Origin of the sequence: Pigmentiphaga aceris (assembly GCF_008119665.1) — a bacterium.
GTDB classification, from domain to species: Bacteria; Pseudomonadota; Gammaproteobacteria; order Burkholderiales; family Burkholderiaceae_B; genus Pigmentiphaga; species Pigmentiphaga aceris.
Genome location: NZ_CP043046.1, coordinates 5741112 through 5756961, shown reverse-complemented (window position 1 = coordinate 5756961; position 15850 = coordinate 5741112). Strand labels below are relative to the sequence as shown.

15 protein-coding genes are annotated in these 15850 nt (G+C 62.6%); 4 read left to right on the top strand and 11 right to left on the bottom strand.

All coding sequences use genetic code 11. The features are described 5' to 3' along the window. Positions 1–8: 8 nt before the first annotated feature. The 3 genes from FXN63_RS27350 to FXN63_RS24745 all read right to left on the bottom strand — a co-directional run bounded on the left by FXN63_RS27350 (position 9) and on the right by FXN63_RS24745 (position 3074). Entirely contained in the window at positions 9–416 is a 408-nt protein-coding gene (locus tag FXN63_RS27350; RefSeq protein WP_187395027.1) for a metal-sensing transcriptional repressor, read from the bottom strand. After that, positions 403–612 carry a heavy-metal-associated domain-containing protein gene (locus FXN63_RS24750; protein WP_148818167.1) on the bottom strand — a complete coding sequence of 70 codons (210 nt, stop codon included), beginning with the start codon at positions 610–612 and terminating at the stop codon, positions 403–405. The genes FXN63_RS27350 and FXN63_RS24750 overlap by 14 nt, the downstream gene beginning before the upstream one ends. 173 nt (positions 613–785) lie before the next feature. Further along, a complete protein-coding gene (locus tag FXN63_RS24745; RefSeq protein WP_148818166.1) occupies positions 786–3074 on the bottom strand; it encodes a heavy metal translocating P-type ATPase in 2289 nt (762 codons plus the stop codon). A gap of 223 nt (positions 3075–3297) precedes the next feature. Between FXN63_RS24745 and FXN63_RS24740 the strand changes: the two genes are divergently transcribed. Then, on the top strand, positions 3298–4830 hold the full coding sequence (locus FXN63_RS24740) for a multicopper oxidase family protein (RefSeq protein ID WP_148818165.1): 1533 nt from the start codon (positions 3298–3300) through the stop codon (positions 4828–4830). A gap of 140 nt (positions 4831–4970) precedes the next feature. Then, positions 4971–5420, top strand: coding sequence for a DUF411 domain-containing protein (locus FXN63_RS24735; protein ID WP_148818164.1), 450 nt, complete (start codon positions 4971–4973; stop codon positions 5418–5420). A 70-nt stretch (positions 5421–5490) separates the two neighbouring features. Here FXN63_RS24735 and ilvA read toward each other — a convergent pair whose 3' ends face one another. After that, complete coding sequence (ilvA, locus tag FXN63_RS24730; RefSeq protein WP_148818163.1) at positions 5491–7002, bottom strand: threonine ammonia-lyase, biosynthetic; 1512 nt, start codon at positions 7000–7002, stop codon at positions 5491–5493. Positions 7003–7073: 71 nt separating this feature from the next. Here ilvA and FXN63_RS24725 point away from each other — a divergent pair, with 71 nt between their 5' ends. Beyond that, entirely contained in the window at positions 7074–7652 is a 579-nt protein-coding gene (locus tag FXN63_RS24725; protein ID WP_148818162.1) for a YqaA family protein, read from the top strand. A 63-nt stretch (positions 7653–7715) separates the two neighbouring features. On the opposite strand, the gene uxuA is transcribed toward FXN63_RS24725, so the two are convergent. From uxuA to FXN63_RS24705, 4 genes are all read right to left on the bottom strand, one after another. Beyond that, a complete protein-coding gene (gene uxuA / locus FXN63_RS24720; protein WP_148819803.1) occupies positions 7716–8900 on the bottom strand; it encodes a mannonate dehydratase in 1185 nt (394 codons plus the stop codon). A gap of 84 nt (positions 8901–8984) precedes the next feature. After that, a complete protein-coding gene (locus FXN63_RS24715; RefSeq protein ID WP_148818161.1) occupies positions 8985–9740 on the bottom strand; it encodes an SDR family NAD(P)-dependent oxidoreductase in 756 nt (251 codons plus the stop codon). A gap of 44 nt (positions 9741–9784) precedes the next feature. Continuing rightward, positions 9785–10210: a hypothetical protein gene (locus FXN63_RS24710; RefSeq protein WP_148818160.1), complete on the bottom strand. Its 426-nt coding sequence runs from the start codon at positions 10208–10210 to the stop codon at positions 9785–9787. Between the two features lie 140 nt (positions 10211–10350). After that, on the bottom strand, positions 10351–11469 hold the full coding sequence (locus tag FXN63_RS24705; protein ID WP_246164965.1) for a DMT family transporter: 1119 nt from the start codon (positions 11467–11469) through the stop codon (positions 10351–10353). Positions 11470–11654: 185 nt separating this feature from the next. On the opposite strand from FXN63_RS24705, the gene FXN63_RS24700 reads away from it, so the two are divergent. Further along, positions 11655–12452: a 5'-methylthioadenosine/adenosylhomocysteine nucleosidase gene (locus FXN63_RS24700; RefSeq protein WP_148818159.1), complete on the top strand. Its 798-nt coding sequence runs from the start codon at positions 11655–11657 to the stop codon at positions 12450–12452. A 61-nt stretch (positions 12453–12513) separates the two neighbouring features. On the opposite strand, the gene FXN63_RS24695 is transcribed toward FXN63_RS24700, so the two are convergent. Genes FXN63_RS24695 through FXN63_RS24685 form a run of 3 tightly spaced genes read right to left on the bottom strand, consistent with a single transcriptional unit; the run spans position 12514 to position 15786 of the window. After that, entirely contained in the window at positions 12514–13158 is a 645-nt protein-coding gene (locus FXN63_RS24695) for a DUF3885 domain-containing protein (RefSeq protein WP_148818158.1), read from the bottom strand. Beyond that, positions 13151–14602 (bottom strand): amidase, encoded by a 1452-nt coding sequence (locus FXN63_RS24690; protein ID WP_148818157.1) that lies wholly within the window; start codon positions 14600–14602, stop codon positions 13151–13153. Before FXN63_RS24690 ends, FXN63_RS24695 begins: the two co-directional genes overlap by 8 nt. Further along, the gene (locus tag FXN63_RS24685; RefSeq protein ID WP_148819800.1) at positions 14599–15786 is read right to left on the bottom strand and encodes a M20 aminoacylase family protein; all 1188 of its coding nucleotides are present in this window, start codon (positions 15784–15786) and stop codon (positions 14599–14601) included. The genes FXN63_RS24690 and FXN63_RS24685 overlap by 4 nt, the downstream gene beginning before the upstream one ends. Positions 15787–15850: the final 64 nt, after the last annotated feature.

The following is a 15850-nucleotide window of genomic DNA, read 5'->3' as shown; positions in this document are numbered from 1 at the left end:
CAACCCGGTCAGCCCAGCCCGCGCCCGCTCAGTTTTTTCATCACGTCCATCAACTCGGCAATCGCCGCGTCACCATCGCCGTCACGCAGCGCACGCGCCACGCATCCGTGTGTATGGTTTTCCAGCAGCTGCATGGCCACGCCATCCAGCGCCGACTTGATGGCGGCCACCTGCGTGAGAATGTCCACGCAATAACGGTCGTCTTCCACCATGCGGGTGATGCCGCGCACCTGACCTTCGATGCGATTGAGCCGCGAGATCAGGCGCGGCTTGCCGGGCTGGACGACGCTGGGGCCGGTGCGTGCCGAATCATCGGCTGCGGTGTCCGCTGCCCCGGCCGCTGACGTGGCCGAGGACAGCGCCGCAGCCCCGCGCGTCGCCTCAGGCGACGGCGTGCAGCAATCAGACGACTTCATATCCGGTGTCGACGATCGTCTTGGCCAGGTCAACGTCCTTGCTTTGCTGCTCGTCATACTGCACGGTGGCGCGAGCATTGGGCTGATCGACCAGGACGAACTGCACGCCAGGGACCTTGTACAGCGCAGCAGACAAGGTGCGAACGCACGCTTCGCAAGTAATGCCCTTGATGTTGAAGACGGTGGTTTGTGCCATGGAAAATCTCCTGTGGGTATTGCGTGAACCAGGGTGCTCGACAATGGCACCTCGGCGAAATTGTGAGGGTTCGACTGTACGGGGATCAATACGTGCCGCGATCCTCGGACAAACTTCGGGAAAACTTGTCACCAAGCATTTTTAATCGGGACTGGCCTGCGGTTTTGCAAGGCTTACGCCCGGGTGGGATGCCATCTTTTCAGCAACAGAGAATTGCTGATGACCGACACCGAACTCATGGCCATGGCTGCCCCCGCGATTACTGGGTTGAGCAGACCGAACGCAGCCAATGGAATGCCGAGTACGTTGTACACGAACGCGAAGAACAGGTTCTGTCGAATCTTGCGCAAGGTGGCGCGTGACAGCGAAATGGCATCGACGACGGCCAGCAGGTCGCTGTGCATCAAGGTGACATCGGCTGCGTCGATGGCCACGTCACTGCCTGCGCCCATCGCAAAGCTGACCTCTGCGGCCGCCAGGGCAGGGGCGTCGTTGATGCCGTCGCCCACCATTGCTACCACCGTACCTGCTTCACGCAGCTTGGTGACATAAGCCGCCTTGTCGGCGGGCAGCAGGCTGGCGTGCACCTCGTCAATACCGCACTGTGCCGCGATCCGTGCGGCCGCAGCGGGCTGGTCGCCAGTCAGCATCACTACCTTCACGTTCAATGCGTGCAGGGCAGCCACAGCGGCGGCCGATGTGGGGCGCAGCGCATCTGTGATGCCAAGCACGCCGCGCAACACACCATCGACCGACACGGCCACCAGACTCAGGCCACGCTCGGCCAGGCTGGCCAGGGCTTGCTGGTGATCTTGCTGAACCGGATCTTGGCGGCCTTGACCTTGCGGGCCTTGATCCTGCTGACCTTGATCTGGTCGCCCCTGGCTTGATGCGCGCTCTTTTCCTTGGCCGAGATCATTTGCTTCGCCTGCGCGAGTCATCGTCCACGCAGCCACACCCACCCGCACGTGTCCCACGCCTGCGATATCTGCCTCGACGCCTTGCCCGGCGACCGTGGCAAACGCGCTGACTGGCAAGGGCTTCAGCAGGGCTTGTTGCGCGGCCAGTAGTACAGCGTTGGCCAACGGGTGCGTCGATCCTTGTTCCAGGCTGGCCGCCCACTGCAGCAACTGTGCTGGCGTAGTGTCACTGAACACCACGGTATCCACGACTTCCGGCTGACCACGAGTCAGGGTGCCGGTCTTGTCCACCACCAGCACCTGGGTGTGCTGCGCGCGTTCCAGTGCTGCGGCATCGCGAAACAGAATGCCGTGCTGCGCACCGCGACCGATGCCCACCATCACCGCAGTGGGCGTGGCCAAACCAAGTGCGCAGGGGCAGGCAATGACCAGCACGGCCACAGCGTGAACCAGGCTGGTGACGGCGTCCAGGCCGAATGCCAGGCTACCCAGGAAGGTCAGCACGCTGATGGCCAGCACCACAGGCACGAACACCCCGGATATCTGGTCTGCCAACCGTTGGATCGGGGCTTTCGAGCCCTGGGCAGCTTCGACCAGGCGCACGATTTCGGCCAACTGGGTTTGCCCGCCTACCCGCAGCGCCTTGCAGGTCAGGCTGCCGCGCAGGTTGCGGGTCGCTGCGTAGACCCGGCTGCCAGTGGTCTTTTCCACCGGCATGCTTTCGCCGGTGAGCATGCTTTCGTCGATGGTGGCGTGGCCGGTGATGACCTCGCCATCGACCGGCACCGCTTCGCCATCACGCACGATCACCCGATCACCGACTTTCAGTTGGCTGATAGGGACGTCACGCAATTCGCCATCGACCTCTACCCGCGCGGTTTTGGGTTGCAAGGCCAGCAGGGATGCAATCGCACCCGCCGTCTTGCCCTTGGCGCGCGCCTCCAGCCATTTGCCCAGCACCACCAGGGTGATGATCGCGGCGCTGGCCTCGAAGTAGATGTGCTGATGATGTAGACCCAGCAGCGTCACCACCGCGCTCAAGCCATAGGCCATGGACGTGCCCAGTGCTACCAACACGTCCATGTTGGCCCCACCGCTGCGCAGGCTATGCCACGCACCCCGATAGAAGCGGGCACCGATCCAGAATTGCACGGGCGTGGCCAGCAGCCATTGCAGCCAGCGCGGCACGATTTCCACATGTTCGCCGCCCAGCATGCCCAGCATTTCGATCATCAAAGGCAGGGTGAAAATGGCAGCGATCAGTAACTGCCGTCCTTCCGCCCGCAAGGCTGCTGCACGCGCCGGTACAGGGTCGACATGCTCGATGCGCACGGTTGCGCCATAGCCCACGCGCTCGACCGTGGCAATCACCTGATCCGCGCTGGCGGTGCCTGGCGTCCAGCTTACCTGCGCGGTTTCCGTGGCGAGATTGACGCTTGCCGTCACACCAGGCGTGCGTTGCAACACCTTTTCGATGCGCGCGGCGCAGGCGGCGCAGGTCATGCCGGTGATCGACAAGGACACTTGATCTGGGGAGGACATGGTTGGCTCTATATACCCTATGGGGGTATATTACGCCTGTCCCCGGCAGGGAGCAATCCGGCGTGTGCATGGTCTGAGCAGTAACCCGGCCCGACCACGTTGGTCATTCGATTGTGGTTCCATGTCGGGTTATCGCACCGGTCCTGTTTGTCCAAGGGGGCAGTCTCGCCACGCAAGGTGGGCCACCAGCCGCTGCCAGTCATCTTTTCCCGTCAGGAGCTTCATGTCGACACGCCGCCGTTTTCTTACCGCGACCCTGGGTGCTGCCCTTTGGCCCGCTATGTCGCAGGCGATGTCGCTGCACGCCGGTCATTGGACAGCACCTGCTGCCAATCCTCATGCCGGACATGGCGCAAAGGCCGCGCCGGCCACTGCGCACACGACTGCCCAGCCGGTTTCACTCGCTGCTTCCACACGCATGCCTGCCGGTGCCACGCTGCGCGAACTCCCCCGACTGCACAACCACGCTACGCGCGCCGGCCTGTTTCAGGGCGAACTGGTGGCAGCACCTGTGCGCATGAGCCTGATAGACGGTGAAAGCACCGAGGTCTGGGCTTTCAACGGCAGCTTGCCAGGGCCAGTGATCGATGTGCACGAGGGCGATACGGTGGAAATCCGTTTCGTGAACCGGTTGTCGCAGCCGTCCACCCTGCACTGGCACGGCTTGCCGGTGCCGCCCGATCAGGACGGCAATCCGCACGAAGTCGTGGCACCGGGCGAGTCGCGTCTGTACCGCTTCACCTTGCCGGTGGGCAGCGCGGGCACCTATTGGTATCACCCGCATCCGCATGGTCATACGGCGGAACAGGCTTTCCGTGGCCTCGCAGGTGCCTTCATCGTGCGCGCCGCCAAAGACCCGCTGCACGCACTGCCGGAACGCCACCTGTTCATCAGCGACCTGCGCCTGATGTCGGACGGCACGATTCCGCCCAACACAGCTGACGACGTGATGGACGGACGGGAAGGGCAGTTTGTGCTGGTCAACGGGCAGCGCGAACCCAGCATTGTCGTGACGCGGACCGAGCGCTGGCGCATCTGGAATGCGTGCAATGCGCGTTATCTGGATCTGATGCTCGAAGGCACGACGCTTACCCAGGTGGGTACCGACGGTGGCTTGTTCGAGACCCCGCAGGCAGGGCTGAATTCCTTGCTGCTGGCTCCTGCCGAACGCGTCGAGATCGTGGTGTCGCCCAGCACGACGGCCACGAACACCAAGCTGGTGGCACGCCCGTATTCACGCGGCAAGATGGCGGCCGACGCCGAGGACGTGCGGATCACGCTGGCCGGCGTGAAATTGGCTGCGGGAACGGCGGTTGCCCTGCCGACCGCCTTGCGCGAAGTGCCGGCACTGGGCATGGCGGAGCGTGTGCGCACGGTGGTATTGAGTGAGGACATGGGCCACGGCACCGGCAACATGCGCTTCATGATCGACGGCAAGACCTTCGACATGGCACGGGTCGATATCGACACCACGGTGGGCCTGGTCGAGCACTGGGATATCCGCAACGACGCCGATATGGATCATCCTTTCCACCTGCACGGCGTGCAGTTCCAGCTGGTATCGCGCAGGCAGGATGGCGTGACGGAACATGCGCCGTTCGTGGCCTGGAAAGACACCGTGAACGTGGAACCCGGCGAGACGGTGCGCATCAAGGTCGCACAGCATCACGTCGGTCTGCGCATGTATCACTGCCATATTCTTGAACACGAAGAGGCCGGCATGATGGGGCAGTTGCGCGTCAACCCGCGTGTCTGATCAGACTGTCAGCGGTTTGCCGATCTGGGGTGTTCACGCTGATTTTTTGCCTGATTTTTTGGCTTGAGTTTCTAACCTGAGTTTTCAGCCTGACGCCTCAACCTGAGTTGTTAACCCGAATTTCCAACACGAGGTCCGCCATGTCTTCCATCCGTACCCGCCACCTTGTCCGCCTTGCATTCGCCGGCCTGCTGCTTGCCGGCACGGTGGCGCATGCCGCGACGCCTGCCGTGCTGTACAAAACGTCTACCTGCGGTTGCTGCACCAGCTATGTGACGTACTTGCGCGAGCAGGGCATTGAAGTCGATGCCATCGATCAGGACGACCTGTCGGCGATCAAGTCCCAGCATGGGTCTTCGCACATGGCCAGTTGCCACACCATGCGTATTGGTGGCTACACCGTGGAAGGACACGTGCCAGTCGCGGCCATCCGCAAGCTCTTGCAGGAAAAGCCCGCAATCGTCGGCATCAGCGTGCCGGGCATGCCCATGAATTCCCCCGGCATGGGGCCAGAGGTAAAGGGCACGCTGAAGGTGTTTGAACTGAGTCGCGACGCGCGGGCGACGCCGAAGGTGTTTTCGGTCGAATAAGCGGGTGGAATGAGCGGGTGCAATGAGCGGCAACACCCCGCCAAATGGCGCGGGGTGTTGCCACCATCGTTTAACGCAGGAACAGCCGATACGCGGGGTTGTCCGTCTCGTCCCAATGCGGATAACCGATCTCCGACAGGAAGGTCTTGAAGGTGCGTTTTTCAGCGGCTGGCACCTGGATACCAACCAGAATGCGCCCGTAATCCGCGCCCTGATTTCGATAATGGAACAGGCTGATGTTCCAGTTCGGCGACATCGATTCCAGGAAGCGCATCAAGGCACCGGGGCGCTCAGGGAATTCGAAGCGATACAGCACTTCGTTTTCCGCCAGCGCGGTTGCGCCACCCACCATGTGGCGCAAGTGGGTCTTGCCAAGCTCGTCGTGCGTCAGGTCCAACGCTGTGAATCCGGCGCGACGGAAACCTGCGGCGATTTTGTCGGACTCGCTGGCGGCGGTGATCTGCACACCCACGAACACGTGCGCTTTCTCGGCGTCGGCAATGCGGTAGTTGAACTCGGTGACGTTGCGGTTGCCGACCTGCTCGCAGAAGCGGCGGAAGCTGCCGCGTTCTTCGGGAATGGTCACCGCGAACACAGCTTCGCGTGCTTCACCCACCTCGGCGCGTTCTGACACGAAGCGCAGGCGGTCGAAGTTCATGTTTGCGCCGCAGGCAATCGCGATCAGCGTCTTGCCTTTCAGCTTGTGTTCGGCGGCGTACTGCTTCAAACCGGCCAATGCCAGGGCACCAGCGGGTTCCAGCACGCTGCGGGTGTCCTGGAATACGTCCTTGATACCGGCACAGATGGCATCGGTATCGACGGTGACGAAGTCGTCCACGTACTTGCGCGTCAGGCGGAAGGTTTCTGCGCCGACAAGCTTCACGGCCGTGCCGTCCGAGAACAGGCCGACGTCCGTCAACTGCACACGACGTCCTTTCTGCACGCTGCGGATCATCGCATTGGAGTCCTCGGTCTGCACGCCGATGATCTTGATCTCGGGACGCAGTTGCTTGATGTAGGCCGCCACGCCCGAGATCAGCCCGCCACCGCCGATGGCCACGAAGATGGCGTCGATGGGGCCCGGGTGCTGGCGCAGGATTTCCATGCCGACCGTACCCTGACCGGCGATCACGTCCGGGTCGTCAAACGGATGCACGAAGGTAAGTTTCTGTGCTTTCTGGATGGTTTGCGCGTGCAGGTAGGCGTCGGTGAAGCTGTCGCCGGACAACACGACTTCGGCACCGCGCTTTTTCACGGCGTCGATCTTCACATTCGGCGTGGTCACCGGCATGACGATCACGGCGCGGCAGCCCAGGCGCTGGGCAGCCAGGGCCACACCTTGCGCGTGATTGCCGGCAGATGCTGCGATCACGCCGCGTGCCAGCAGCTTGGGCGGCAGATTCGCCATTTTGTTGTAGGCACCACGCAGCTTGAAGCTGAAGACTTCCTGCGCGTCTTCCCGTTTGAGCAGCACCGTGTTGTTAATTCGTGCCGACAAATCCGGAGCGCGTTCCAGGGGGGTCTCGACGGCAACGTCGTAGACCTTGGCGGTAAGGATGCGTTTCAGGTAGTCGGTGGACATGTCACGGCCAGTCAAGGGAAACAAGAAGTTTGACACAAATGCTCGTTTCTCTACCGCTACACTGCTTCCCCATGGAAACCTGGTTCAACGAATCGATAGCCTGGCTGCTTGCAGCCGTGGCGCTGCCCGGTGTGGGCTTGTCCGCGATTTTCATCGTGACGCTCTTGTCCGCCACCTTGTTGCCGATTGGCTCCGAGGCGGCGGTGTTCGGCTATGTGAAGGTGGCACCTGACATGTTCTGGACGGCCATGCTGGTAGCGACCGCGGGCAATACGGCGGGCGGCATGATCACCTATTACATGGGGCTGGGCGCGCACAAGGCGGTGGAGAAGGTGCGGCATTCGCATGATGCCGAGCATGCGGACGGGGCTGACGCGCATGCGACGGAACCCCATGTTCCGCTTCGACCGCATCACAACCCGCACCCGGAACATCACCGCATCCGGCGCGCCATGCACGATTGGCTGGTGCGCCTGGGGCCCAAGACCCTGCTGCTGTCCTGGCTGCCCGTGGTGGGTGATCCTTTGTGTGCCGTCGGTGGCTGGATGCGCTGGCCGGCAGCGCGTTGCGCGCTGTACATGGCAATCGGGAAATTCCTGCGCTATCTGTCGATGACGGCAGGGCTGCTGTGGGTGTTTCCACATAGCTGATTCCGGTGTCGCCATCGATGCGCGATGCCAACACCGGATCAGGCTTCTGTCGGGCCGGTGGCGTCAGGGTCGATGCGTGGCGCGATCCAGTGCCCGCATCACCCCGCGTATCTCTGCCAGACCCTTCAAGCGACCGATGTACGAATACCCCGGGTTGCTGCGCTTGTCGCCGTCGTCGCCCAGCAGATGACCGTGGTCCGGACGCAGGGGAATGGCCGCCTGTGCGTGACCATCTGCGGCACGGCGACGCTCTTCTGCAAGCAGGGCGTCGATGACGCCCACCATGTCGTTCGAGCCGTCCAGGTGGTCTGCTTCGTAGAACGAGCCATCGTCTTCACGTGCCACATCGCGCAGGTGCGCGAAGTGGATGCGTGATGCAAATTCCGTCGCCATCTCGACCAGCGGGTTGTCGGCGCGCGAGCCCAGCGATCCCACGCAGAAGGTCAGGCCGCTGGCATCGACTGGCACGCTGGCCAGAATGCGACGCAGGTCGCTGGCGGTCGACACCACACGCGGCAGGCCGAACAGCGGCAGCGGTGGGTCGTCCGGGTGAATGCCAAGGTGCACACCTTCCGCCTGCGCAACCGGCGCAACTTCGGACAGGAAATGCGTCAGGTTGGCCGCCAGGTCTGCAGCATCGGTGTTCTCGTAGGCGTCGATGCGCTGGCGCAGCGCAGTCTGGTCGTAGGAAAAATCAGCACCGGGCAGGCCGGCGATGATGGTGCGTTCCAGCCGCGTGCGGTCGTCGGCCGACATGGCCGCAAAACGCACTTCGGCGGCAGCGGCAATCTCCGGCGTGAATGACTGCGCCGCACCCGGCCTGCGCAGCATGAACAAGTCATAGGCCGCAAAATCGGTCATGTCGAAACGCAGCGCATGGCCGGTGGACGGCAACTGCCACATCAGGTCGGTGCGGGTCCAGTCGACCACGGGCATGAAGTTGTAGCAGACGGTCTTGATGCCGGCGCGGGCGCAGGCGCGCAGCGATTCCTTCCAGACTTCGATGGCTGTGGCGCAGTCGGCGTTGCGCAGCTTGATCGACTCCGGCGTCGGGATGCTTTCGGCAACCGACCAGGTCAGCCCAGCGGCTTCGATTTCGCGTTTGCGCGCGGCGACTTCAGCGTCTGACCAAGCCACGCCAGATGGCACGTGGTGCAGGGCAGTGACGATGCCGGTGGCACCGGCTTGGCGAATGTGAGCCAGCGGAATCGGGTCGGCGGGGCCGAACCAGCGCCAGGTCTGCTCCATGTCTACTCCTTCGGAAGCGGGAGCAAGCATGGTAGTGCACAAGTTTCTGTCCGCAGCCGGTCGTGCCCTAGGAGAAACCCGTTTTCAGGTCAAATTCAAACCGCCGTCGGACATCACGATTTCGCCCGTCAGGTAGTCCGACGAAATCAGCATGGCAACCACGTGTGCGATGTCATCCGGGCTGGCTGCGCGGTGCATGGGCGAACGCTCGCGCCACAGGGTTTGTGCAGCCGTCCAGTCTGCTGTCAGCGGTGTGTCCACCAAGCCGGGTGCCACGGCATTCACACGGATATCCGGCCCCAGGCTCAAGGCCAGCAGCTTGGTCATGTGATTGAGTGCGGCCTTGGTCGCCGCATAGGGAATGGACGCGCCCTTGGGGCGAACACCGGCGTGCGAACTGATGTTCACCACGCTGCCGGGCCGCCCGCGACGCGACGCCTCGCGCAAGGCTGCCTCGGCCTCGGCGATCAGGCGAAACGGTGCCACCACGTTGACTTCATGCAGCGTCTGCCAGATGGCAGGGGTTGCGGCCATCAGATCACCGTGGGGAATGACACCGCTGATGCCCGCGTTGTTGACCAGCACATCGAGCCGGCCCCAGACCGCAATGGCTTCCTTCAACAGTCGGATGCGATCGGCATCGATGGCCAGATCAGCCTGCACATAGGCGGCCAGGCCCAGCTCGGCTGCCATCGCGCGCCCGACATCGACCGAGCTGCGCGAATGCAGCACCACGGCGTAGCCCTCGCGCGACAGGCGGCGTGCAATTGCTGCGCCGATGCCGGAAGTGGAGCCTGTGACGAGGGCGACGGGTGGGTGTTGCGCGGCGGTATCTGGCATGGGTGGGGGCTTGTGAGTGTTGTTCGGACGGCAAGCGCGCTGCGTTATGCCTTGTGCACGATCGCCAGGCCGCCCTTGCCATCCGGCAGCCAGACTTCTTCGTTGTTCGAACTCACGTCGAAGAACCCGATCTGGTGCTTGGTGGCCAGACGCAGTACCTCGGGATAGGCTCCCTCGGCCTTGCTCCACGCAAACGCGATGTAGATCACCGACTGGCCGACGGTGTAGTCCGACACCAGCGCGTCGTCCTCATCCTCGTCGTCCAGTTCCTCAACGCCATACGGCCCGTTCATCGCCGGATACTGTTTGATGATCTCGTGGAAGAACGCGCTCAGGCGCGGCGTGCTTACCTTCGGATCATTGTAGGCATGGTCCTCTGCCCATTCCGTCTGCGCCCGATACCAAGTCATGAATTCATCATGATCAGCTGGGGCAGAGGCGGGTTCGAACACCATCAAGTCGTAACTCATCGACGCGTAGTCTCCCTGATGCGTTGCCGCATCAATCGTTGAAGGGATGCCAGCGTATCGTCATCGTCGCGCGTGCGGCCACCGATGTAACTGCTGTTCACGCTTGGGTTCGCGATGCTGAATAAGTAAGGTCAGGCAACTTATCTGCTCTTGGTGCTGACTGGCTTGCTCTTCAGCATCGCCGCGCACATGCCCGCACCCACGATCATCACCATGCCGATGAACAGGCTGGTGCTCATCGGGTCGGAGAACCACACCACGCCGTAAATGGCGGCGAACGCAATGCCCAGGTACTGCAGGCTGGCGTTGACCAGCGTGCGACCGATTGCGTAGGCGCGGGTCAGCAAAATCTGCGCAAACCCGGCCAGCACGCCCACTGTCAGGTGCAAGAACACGCCCTTGAACGTCAAGGGGTGCAGACCCGCCGGCAAGGCAGTGATGAAGCCCAGCACCATGCCCGCAATCGAGAAATAGAACACGATGCGGGTCACTGGTTCACCGGCCCGCGCAAGCGCGCCTACCTGCAGATATGCAGTCGCGGAGATCATGCCCGACAGCAAGCCGATCAGGCCGTACCACCACTGGTTCTCGGCCATGGTGGGTTGCAGCACCAAGGCCACGCCCACAAAGCCCAGCAGCACCGACACGACCATGCGTTTGTCGACCTTGCTGGTGCCGAACAGCAGCGCACCACCGATCATGAACACCGCCATCCAGACCGAAGACATGTAGTTCAGCGTCATCGCGGTGGCCACCGGCAGGCCGCCCACGCTGTAGAACCACATGTACATCGACACCACGCCGGTCACGCTGCGCCAGAAGTGATTGACGGGCACGCGCGTAGCCAGGCTGATGCCTTGTGAACGCGCGAGGAACACCATCATCACGATGCCGATCACGCTGCGATAAAACATGATCTCGCCGGTGGAATAGTCGGCAGACGCCAACTTCACGCAGACCCCCATGGTGGCGAACATGAGGGTGGCAATGACCATCAGCCACGGGGCGGACAGGCCCGATGCGCGGGTCTTGGCTACATGCCAGTGCTGGCGTGCCCGTTGGGTGCGCGAGGTGGTGAAGGGGGCTTTGGGGGGAATGTTCGGAGGAACGTTCGGTGCAACATTCGGTGCCGCATTTCGCGGTCCACCCGGGGAGGCATTTGAAGGCGCGTTCGAAGAAGCGCTTGCGGCATCCTGCTCGTCTTGCTTCCGCTCGGCTTGCAGCGGTTCGCCATGTGGGTGGCGGTTGCGTTCGGTCACGCTGTCATCCTGGGTGTATGCGTATTTCTTTCCATGGTAGTCCTGGTACGCGCCGAGTTCGACCAAAACCTGCCCGCCCGTTGCGTGAGTGCCGCGCTTATTTTCAGATTGCGGCACTGGCAGCCACAGGACAGCGCCCATCGCTTGCCGGATAATTCGGCCTCACGCATCAGCCACCGGTCACCATGTCATCCCAAGCCTCCCCACGCCGTCTCGGCATTCTTGCCGCCATGCACGATGAACTCGCCGGCCTGCTGGCCGACATGGGGCCGGATGTGGTCGTGCAGCGCGTAGGCCTGCGCGACTATCACGTGGGTGAACTGTACGGCCACCCCTGCGTGCTGGTGCTGGCCCGCATCGGCAAGGTGGCTGCTGCCGCCACCACCGTGACACTGATCCGCGAATTCAAGGTGGATGCCATCGTGTTCACTGGCTTGGCAGGCGGCATCGGGCAAGGCGTGCGCGTAGGTGACGTGGTGGTGGGTACATCGCTGGTCCAACACGACATGGATGCGCGCCCGATTTTCCCGCGCCATGAAATCCCCTTGCTCGACCGTGCGTACTTCGACACCGATGCGTCGCTGAATGCATTGCTGCGTCAAAGCGCTGCGGCCTACGTGGCCGAACAGCTTGCCACCGACATCGATGCGGCGACCCGTGCTGACTTCGGTATCGACGTGCCTGCGGTGCATGAAGGCCTGATCGCCAGCGGCGACACCTTCGTGCACGCAGCCGGCATGGCAACGTCGCTGGTTGAAGCCTTGCCGGATGTTCTATGCGTGGAAATGGAAGGCGCAGCCGTCGCCCAGATCTGCCACGAGTACGAGATGCCCTGCGCAGTGCTGCGCACGATTTCCGACCGCGCCGACAGCACGGCGTCGGTGGACTTCAGGGCGTTCTTGCAGCGGGTCGCGAGTGTGTATGCGGTGGGAATCGTGCGGCGGTTCCTGATGGGAAAGATCTCAAGAGAAAACGCAGCGTGAATGCGCTGGCGCGCAGCACGACGATGCCGCTTTCAAATTTCGAACTTGGCGGACAGTCTCGTTATTCCGGTGCGACTTCTTCAGGCGCGAAAGTCGCCTGCATGATTTCCATGTCGTAGCCCAGCAAATAGTGCCTGTACGTGGTGAAAATCTCTGACAGCAGTGCGTGGTTCGGCCCGACGATATCCATGCCACGATCGTCATAGGGGAGTGCCATCACGCCGCGAGCCAAATCCATGAGATGGACCGAGCACGGTGCTTTCGGTTCGATATTGAAGTCTGTAGCGCATGCAGACCAAAGCAATGGCTCAAGCATGGTTATATCGATGGGAAAGGCGATGGTCACCCAATCAGCCGGGGGATCTGGTGGGGTCCAGTCGTCTTCGTCCTCGTACCCGTCGTCGGATGTGCTTATCCAAATCTCTCGTTGCTTCGGAATATGAATACCCAACGCGCGGAGCTTGCGTAGAGACTGACGCGCTGCAAATGCACTTCCTTCTACCCACGTTCTCAGGCAAACCACGAGCTCGGGCGCAGGTCCGAACACGTGTTTGCATATCTCGACGCTTTTATTCAGCGCCGTGCGGAATTGATGGGTGGACGAGCCGGGTTCGGCCAGCTCGACACGCAGGCCGCCCGGATATCCGTAAAACAACGGCCGCAGAAACGCTTTTCCTTCAAATACACGCGCTATCTGCTCACGCATCCGACAACACCGCCGGTACCTTCTTCTTCACCCACTCCGTTGCCAAGTCATACGCATACGCCAGCTGCAGCAGCGCCAGATCATCACGCGGCTTGGCGAGAATCTGCATGCCCATTGCGCGGCCTTGTGGGTCAAAGCCTACGGGCACGCTGATCGCCGGGATACCGCCCAGCGCGGCGGGGATCACGACTTCCATCCAGCGGTGATAAGTGTCCATTTGCCGGCCGGCGATCTCGGTCGGCCAGTGCTGTTTGGCGTCGAAGGCGAACACCTGCGCGGAGGGCAGCACCAGGTAGTCGTAGCGTTCGAACAAGGCCATCAGGTGCGCGTACCAGGCGCTGCGTTCGGTTGAGGCCGCGTAGACGTCTTTGCCAGTCAGTGCAAAACCGTTTTCGATTTCCCAGATGGCTTCGGGTTTGAGTTGGGCGCGCTTGACTGGATCGTTGTAGAAGCCGCCCAGGCGACCGGCAACCAGGAAGTGGCGCAGGGTGACCCAGCTGTCCCATAGCCGGTCGGCCGAGAAACCCAGGCTTGCGTCTTCGATGTGGCAACCGATGTCACTGAAGGCATTCAGGCCCGTGCGGCACAGGTCCAGCACGCCGGGTTCTGTTGCCAGGTGGCCGTCCAGATCCCCCAGCCAGCCGATGCGCTTGCCGGCGCAGTCTGCGGATAGTTCCTGCGTGAACTGCGCGGGATCGCTGTCCAGCGAGAAGGGCGCACGCGCGTCGCGGCCGGCTTGCACGCTCAGCAGCATGGCCAGGTCGGGCACGGTGCGGGCCATCGGGCCGTCGGTGCTCAGTTGGCTCAGGAAGCGTTCGGGGCTGGCGCTGGGCACCAGGCCGAAGGTGGGCCGAAAGCCAAACACGTTGTTGAAGGCGGCCGGGTTGCGCAGCGAACCCATCATGTCGCTGCCATCGGCCACCGGCAGCATGCGCAGGGCCAACGCAACTGCTGCGCCGCCGCTGCTGCCACCGCCCGTCAGGGACGGGTCGTAGGCGTTGCCGGTGGTGCCGTAGACCGGGTTGTAGCTTTGTGAGCCCAAGCCGAATTCCGGTGTGTTGGTGCGGCCGATGAAGATCGACCCGGCTTCGCGCATGCGGGCGATGCCGATGGCGTCGTCGGCTGGCACATCTTGCGCCAGGAAGGCCGCGCCCTGGCTGGTGACCATGCCGCGCACGGCTGCCAAGTCTTTGGGGGCCTGCGGGAAGCCGTGCATCCAGCCAATGCTGTCGCCACGCGCAAGTGCGGCGTCGCTGGCCTCGGCTTCGCGCAGCAGTTCATCCGGGTCGCGGCGGGCGACGATGGCGTTGACGGCCGGGTTGACGCGGTCGATGTGGCCAAGGAAGGCTTGCATGACATCACGGCACGACACATTGCGGCCGTGAATCCAGCCCGACAGCGTGACTGCGTCGGCGTTGACGAGTTGAGTGTCGGGGACGCTCATGCGGGCACCGCCTCTGTGGGTTTGCCAACCTGGCCGGCCAGATACCGTTCGGCCAGCAGCGCAAAGTAGGCCGAGCCGATCGGCAGGTTGGCGTCGTTGAAGTCGTAGCCGGGGTTATGCACATTGCACGAACCATGTTCCTGCCCCACGCCGTTGCCGATGTAGCAGTAATTGCCCGGGCGTTGTTCCAGCATGTAGGAAAAATCTTCGCTGGCGGTCTGCGCAACGAAGTTTGCGTCGATGCCTTGTTCACCCATCAACTCGCGGCCCAGCGTGCGTGCCAGGGCAGTTTCTTCGGGCGTGTTGACCAGTACGGCGAAGGCGTAGTCGTAGTGAATGTGTGCCTCGACACCGAAGCTCTCTGCCTGCGCGGCGGTGATTGCGCGAATGCGTTTTTCCACCTGCTTGCGCACGTCGCGGTCCAGTGTGCGTACGGTCAACTCCATGACGGCCTTGTCGGGAATGATGTTGTTGGCCTGACCAGCGTGCAACATGCCGACCGTGACAATCGCCATGTGTTGCGGATCGACATTGCGTGACACGATGGTCTGCAATGCCATCACCAGGCTGGCGGCGGCGACCACCGGATCAACGGATTTGTGTGGCATGGCGCCGTGGCCGCCGACACCGGTCAGCGTGATGACCACCTTGTCGGCAGACGCCATGGTCGCACCGTCGCGGAACATCAGCTTGCCCTGCGGGTAGCCGGGCAGGTTGTGCATGCCGAAAATGGCGTCGCAAGGGTATTTGTCGAACAGGCCGTGTTCCAGCATTTTCAGCGCACCGCCGCGACCTTCTTCGGCGGGTTGGAAGATCAGGTTCACGGTGCCGGAAAAATCGCCCGCTTCCGCCAGGTATTTTGCCGCGCCCAGCAGCATGGTGGTGTGGCCGTCGTGGCCGCAGGCATGCATTACGCCGGGTTTCTTGCTGGCATAGGGCAGGCCGGTGCTTTCCAGAATGGGCAATGCATCCATGTCGGCACGCAGGCCGATGCTGCGGCTGCCGTTTCCACGTTGCAAGCGGCCGACCACGCCCGTGTCGCCAATGCCGCGCTCGACTTCATAACCCCAGCTGGCCAGCTTCCTGGCCACCAGTTCGCTGGTGCCGAATTCCTCGAAACCAAGTTCCGGGTTCTGGTGGATGGTGTGGCGCACGGCGAGAAACTCGTCGGCATGCTGCTTCATGAAGTCGAGATATTTTTGCGGATCTGTCGGCACGTGTGTGGCCTCTTTGGGCTTGAGCGGGAAG

Bases quoted from the DNA above. Each gene is read 5' to 3' on its own strand.
- FXN63_RS24715 (WP_148818161.1), bottom strand. From the start codon at position 9,740: ATGCCAGATACCGCCGCGCAACACCCACCCGTCGCCCTCGTCACAGGC.
- ilvA (WP_148818163.1), bottom strand. From the start codon at position 7,002: ATGTCCACCGACTACCTGAAACGCATCCTTACCGCCAAGGTCTACGAC.
- FXN63_RS24725 (WP_148818162.1), top strand. From the start codon at position 7,074: ATGGAAACCTGGTTCAACGAATCGATAGCCTGGCTGCTTGCAGCCGTG.
- FXN63_RS27350 (WP_187395027.1), bottom strand. From the start codon at position 416: ATGAAGTCGTCTGATTGCTGCACGCCGTCGCCTGAGGCGACGCGCGGG.
- uxuA (WP_148819803.1), bottom strand. From the start codon at position 8,900: ATGGAGCAGACCTGGCGCTGGTTCGGCCCCGCCGACCCGATTCCGCTG.
- FXN63_RS24750 (WP_148818167.1), bottom strand. From the start codon at position 612: ATGGCACAAACCACCGTCTTCAACATCAAGGGCATTACTTGCGAAGCG.
- FXN63_RS24695 (WP_148818158.1), bottom strand. From the start codon at position 13,158: ATGCGTGAGCAGATAGCGCGTGTATTTGAAGGAAAAGCGTTTCTGCGG.
- FXN63_RS24745 (WP_148818166.1), bottom strand. From the start codon at position 3,074: ATGTCCTCCCCAGATCAAGTGTCCTTGTCGATCACCGGCATGACCTGC.
- FXN63_RS24735 (WP_148818164.1), top strand. From the start codon at position 4,971: ATGTCTTCCATCCGTACCCGCCACCTTGTCCGCCTTGCATTCGCCGGC.
- FXN63_RS24710 (WP_148818160.1), bottom strand. From the start codon at position 10,210: ATGAGTTACGACTTGATGGTGTTCGAACCCGCCTCTGCCCCAGCTGAT.
- FXN63_RS24685 (WP_148819800.1), bottom strand. From the start codon at position 15,786: ATGAAGCAGCATGCCGACGAGTTTCTCGCCGTGCGCCACACCATCCAC.
- FXN63_RS24740 (WP_148818165.1), top strand. From the start codon at position 3,298: ATGTCGACACGCCGCCGTTTTCTTACCGCGACCCTGGGTGCTGCCCTT.
- FXN63_RS24690 (WP_148818157.1), bottom strand. From the start codon at position 14,602: ATGAGCGTCCCCGACACTCAACTCGTCAACGCCGACGCAGTCACGCTG.
- FXN63_RS24700 (WP_148818159.1), top strand. From the start codon at position 11,655: ATGTCATCCCAAGCCTCCCCACGCCGTCTCGGCATTCTTGCCGCCATG.